Origin of the sequence: Paenibacillus sp. E194, assembly GCF_000935845.1 — a bacterium.
Taxonomy (GTDB): Bacteria; Bacillota; Bacilli; order Paenibacillales; family Paenibacillaceae; genus Paenibacillus_B; species Paenibacillus_B alvei_B.
This window is the reverse complement of record NZ_JMDX01000361.1, coordinates 1-4283: the sequence shown is the minus strand read 5'-3', so window position 1 is coordinate 4283 and position 4283 is coordinate 1. Positions and strand designations below refer to the sequence as shown.

Here is a 4283-nt window from a genome sequence, read left to right as displayed (position 1 = left end):
AATTTCCCTGCAAGCAGAACGAATACCGGACGTATTCGCTTCCCGCCCGCCTTCAGCAGATGCAGCGACGCTTCCGTAAGGAGCTCGTGATCGGAGCGGATGTTCCGCTCCAATTCACGCTCAATATACGCTACATCTTGTTTCATTGTCGCATAAATGTCCCACAGTTTCATGCCTTCACCTAACCAACTGTATTTTCCGACCCAAGTTCAACGTGAACCTCAAGATCAATAAGTTCCAACTCAAATGCAATTTAAAAATACAGACACGAAAAGATAAAAGATCGGCCACACGTTTGTGTTATCCATTCGGCCGATCCGAATCTTCGGCAGTCTGTACTTCCGAATTCCCCCACCTTGTAAACAACTGGTGATCGATATCCATGCAGTCCAACACCTTGCCGACAAGGAAATTAATGATATCATCCAGCGTCTTCGGATGATAGTAATATGCAGGCATTGCCGGCACAATACGTACCCCCATATTTGCAAGCTTCAGCATATTCTCCAAATGAATCGCATGCATCGGCGTCTCGCGCGGGACGATTAGAAGCGGACGGCCTTCTTTCATCATAACGTCAGCAGCTCGCCCCATCAAATTATCGGAAGCGCCGTGTGCAATCGATGATAAGGTTCCCATGGAGCAAGGCATGATCACCATGCCCTGCACCCGAAATGAACCGCTTGCTATGCTTGCCCCAATATCCTGGTTCGGATGATACGTCACCCGATGCGCCAAATCGCCGAATGCTAGCTCAATCGCTTGCTGACGCTTCGTAACATTCCACCCGAGCTCTTCCTTCAGTACGCGCCATCCAGCATCTGATACGATGAGATGAACCTCATAATCAGCTTCCAACAGACATTGAATCAATCGGACACCGTATATGGCACCACTTGCCCCTGTAATACCAACTACGTAATGCTTGCGAGATGCATCACTCATTACTTCATCACCACCAAGTCAATAAGCGTGAAGCAGAATACAACGATGCTGAGCACGCCGTTCATTGTGAAGAAGGCTGTGTTCAGCTTGCTTAAATCATACGGCTTCACAAGCATATGCTCATAAATAAGCAGTGCACTTGCAATAACCGTACCTATGATATACCACCAGCTTAATTGAGTTAAAAATAAGAGCAGTATAAATCCAAACGCTGTAGCAATATGGAAACCTCTTGCAATCCAGAGTGACTTCGCAATTCCGAAACGTACCGGAATCGACTTCAAGCCTTCCTTCTTATCGAACTCATAATCCTGGCATGCATAAATAATATCGAACCCGGTAGTCCAAAACGCAACGGTTAAATAAAAGGTGAGAGCTGCCCAATCGATTCCATTCGTTACAGCCACCCATCCTCCGAGCGGTGCCAATGCTATCGTAAGTCCCAGCACAACGTGGCATAGCCAAGTGAATCGCTTCGTAAACGAATAAATTACTAACATAAAGACGGCAACCGGAAGCAAGTATACAGACAACGGCTCCAGATTCGCCGCTGCCCAAAATAAAAGACCGAACGACACGGCCGTAAATAACAGTACTTCTCCTGCCTTCAGCAATCCTGCGGGTATTGCTCGATTTGCAGTTCTTGGGTTCTTCGCGTCGATGGCAGCGTCAATTAAACGATTGAGCGCCATTGCCGCGCTTCGAGCTCCGAACATCGCCATGAGGATCCATCCCCATTCAGGGAGCGTTGGGAAGCGTTGATGAACAACCATTCCCCCCAGCAGTGCGCCCATAAACGCAAACGGAAGAGCAAATATCGTATGCTCGAACTTAATCATTTCTAAGAAGATACGTACTTTTTTAAGCATGACCATTCCCCTTCGTCCCGATGTGAAGAGCGGCAATGCCACCGAAGAACGAATACGCTTGTACGCGATCAAGTCCATTAACTCTAAACATCTGTTCTAGCTCCTTGCGGCCTGGGAACGTAACAAGCGACTCTGGAAGCCACTTATACTGCTCATACCGCTTCGCAATCAGCTTGCCAAGCAATGGAAGCACATGGCGGAAGTAGAAATAATAAATGCCCTTGAACGGCTGCCATGTCGGCTTGCTTAGTTCAAGACATACAACTTGTCCACCCGGCTTGACCACTCTGCGCATTTCACGAATGACTTGCTCAAAATCCGGAACATTGCGCAAACCGAAGCCAATCGTCACATAGTCAAAGCTGTTGTCGGGAAATGGAAGATCCATTGCATTTCCTTCAACAAGCTCAATTTGGCTGTGAAGGCCTGTTTGATCCACCTTCTTCTGACCTACCGCCAGCATATTCGAACTGAAGTCCAGCCCCGTAATCTTGCCTGTGCCGCTCGCTTGCGCCAACTGAATCGTCCAGTCACAAGTTCCACAGCACAAATCAAGCGCAGTCTCCCCCTGCTTCATGTCCATCTTGCGCATCGTAAAGTTGCGCCAAGCCTTGTGACGTCTGAAGCTCAGGATGTCATTCATAATATCGTACTTCGGAGCTATGCTCTGAAATACTTCTTGAACATAATGTTCTTTGGTCTTGCCAGTCTTTGGCGAATGTGTCTCCACGATCTGTCACCTATTCCTTTCTTCGCCGAACGTATCGTCGATCTATTTGGAGGTTGAACGCTCACTATCATTTACAGACGAGGTAAGGCAAGAAATGCGTCAAGACGTTGTCTGGTGCTCTCATCAAGCGGCAATGTCACCGCAAGTGTATGCAATTTATCCCGTGATACACGAACTTGGTAAGCCAGCTGCTCCCTCACCTCATACTTGGACATGAGCGCATTCCAGAGCATTTCGTCAACCAATTTCTGCTTCAATTTTCTTCGTTCCTCATCTGTGCCTTGCTGCCATACATGCCAGTAAGACCAACTGCCTTCGAATCGAGCGAAATGATCCGCTCGATCTTGTTCTCTTTCTAGTACTTCGAGCTCTGTCAACGAATCAAGCAGTTCCTCCCAAGTGGAGATGTCTTCTTGATTCATCTGAGCATTGAAGGATTGGAACAGCGACTTCTTTAGCGTAACGCTCGCCCGCAAATATTCCTCTGCGGTCATTGTCCAATGCTTCATTTTGTCTACCATCGTCATCTTCAGACGATTAATATCGCATACGGATTGGCTCAAAGCCCTTACCGTATCAATCTGACCTTGCTGCGCAAGCAGGTTATAGAAGCGACTGCTGAAATAGTCTCCAGCCAATACCTTCAGCTGCCTTGAACGCAAGTTGCGGTCGTTATGCTGCACCGCTGCCAGTTCAATCGTATCATGCGTGTCTAGTCCAACCTGCACGAGCGATGTAACTAGCGCAAATAATTCACTATGTTCCGCTATTGGCTTACTGCGGTTTAAAAAGGCGAACATCAGTTCCACTCTTGCGTTAGGAAACGCAGGCAGTTCCGTGTGCGCCTGGATCATGTCATGTTCAACATACCGCTTAGCCAATTGCGAGATATGATAACCATTCATCTGCTGCCTCCGACTGTACCGGTTAGTCATCCTTACGGATGTCGCAATCTAAATCATTATAGCATATGTTTAAAGTGATAGGACAACATTTCTTCGTTCTCCTATTTCTTATGACCAGGATCCTTACTCTCATCTGACTGCCGGAAACTGACGCTCCCAGTGCGGTGTATAAATAATTCGCCATGCTTCTTCAAGCTCCTTCGGCATTGTTCCTTTTGATTTCTGGAGTAGCTTCAGACTTTCCACATCTACTTGGGAACGCTGCGCATCCATACCAAGTAATACATATCTCTTTTTAGCCATGTCATCCTGTATAACGACACGAAGCTGCAGACGTTCGACATTGCTTGTTTGTACGAAGGCGAAGCGAAGAAGCTCATGAATATCATGGTAAATAATTTCCGGATGGACAATCGTTGCAGCCACTTTCACATCAATCACCAGTTTATCTGACTGCCAAGTTACCCGGCTGAACTTCAACTGAAGTGGAAGCTCAGATAAATAATCCACGATCTCCTCGGAACTGAGCTTGACCATACGTGGTGAAGGGGTAAATACAGCCACATCTTTATTGGCGTCGGGCTTCTGCTCACTCAGTGAATACAATAGCCCTAATCCTAGCGGAAGCATAATCGTAACGCAAAGCACGATGACCAGAGTTCGATAGCGATGCATATTCTTCATTCTGAACCTTGCACCTCCACATAATGTAGATCAAGTCAACACTCCAGATAACAGACAGTGTCGACGTTCCAGAGTATGTCCATACCTCATGTCTATAATGAAAAAAAGCAGGCTATGCCTGCTTCCCTCATGAAAACTAAAAATTTCAGT

General features: G+C 46.9%; 5 protein-coding genes and 1 pseudogene. All 6 read right to left on the bottom strand.

All coding sequences use genetic code 11. The features are described 5' to 3' along the window. Positions 1 to 173: pseudogene (locus tag AZ66_RS31695) on the bottom strand (heptaprenyl diphosphate synthase); the annotation flags it as partial. A gap of 127 nt (positions 174 to 300) precedes the next feature. Further along, positions 301 to 945 carry a UbiX family flavin prenyltransferase gene (locus AZ66_RS27350; RefSeq protein WP_044357792.1) on the bottom strand — a complete coding sequence of 215 codons (645 nt, stop codon included), beginning with the start codon at positions 943 to 945 and terminating at the stop codon, positions 301 to 303. After that, the gene (locus AZ66_RS27345; protein WP_044357791.1) at positions 945 to 1814 is read right to left on the bottom strand and encodes a UbiA-like polyprenyltransferase; all 870 of its coding nucleotides are present in this window, start codon (positions 1812 to 1814) and stop codon (positions 945 to 947) included. The genes AZ66_RS27350 and AZ66_RS27345 overlap by 1 nt, the downstream gene beginning before the upstream one ends. Further along, the gene (locus tag AZ66_RS27340; protein ID WP_021259207.1) at positions 1807 to 2544 is read right to left on the bottom strand and encodes a demethylmenaquinone methyltransferase; all 738 of its coding nucleotides are present in this window, start codon (positions 2542 to 2544) and stop codon (positions 1807 to 1809) included. The genes AZ66_RS27345 and AZ66_RS27340 overlap by 8 nt, the downstream gene beginning before the upstream one ends. 71 nt (positions 2545 to 2615) lie before the next feature. Next, positions 2616 to 3449 carry a heptaprenyl diphosphate synthase component 1 gene (locus tag AZ66_RS27335; RefSeq protein WP_021259208.1) on the bottom strand — a complete coding sequence of 278 codons (834 nt, stop codon included), beginning with the start codon at positions 3447 to 3449 and terminating at the stop codon, positions 2616 to 2618. Between the two features lie 129 nt (positions 3450 to 3578). Beyond that, positions 3579 to 4133, bottom strand: coding sequence for a hypothetical protein (locus AZ66_RS27330; protein ID WP_021259209.1), 555 nt, complete (start codon positions 4131 to 4133; stop codon positions 3579 to 3581). Positions 4134 to 4283 lie beyond the last annotated feature (150 nt).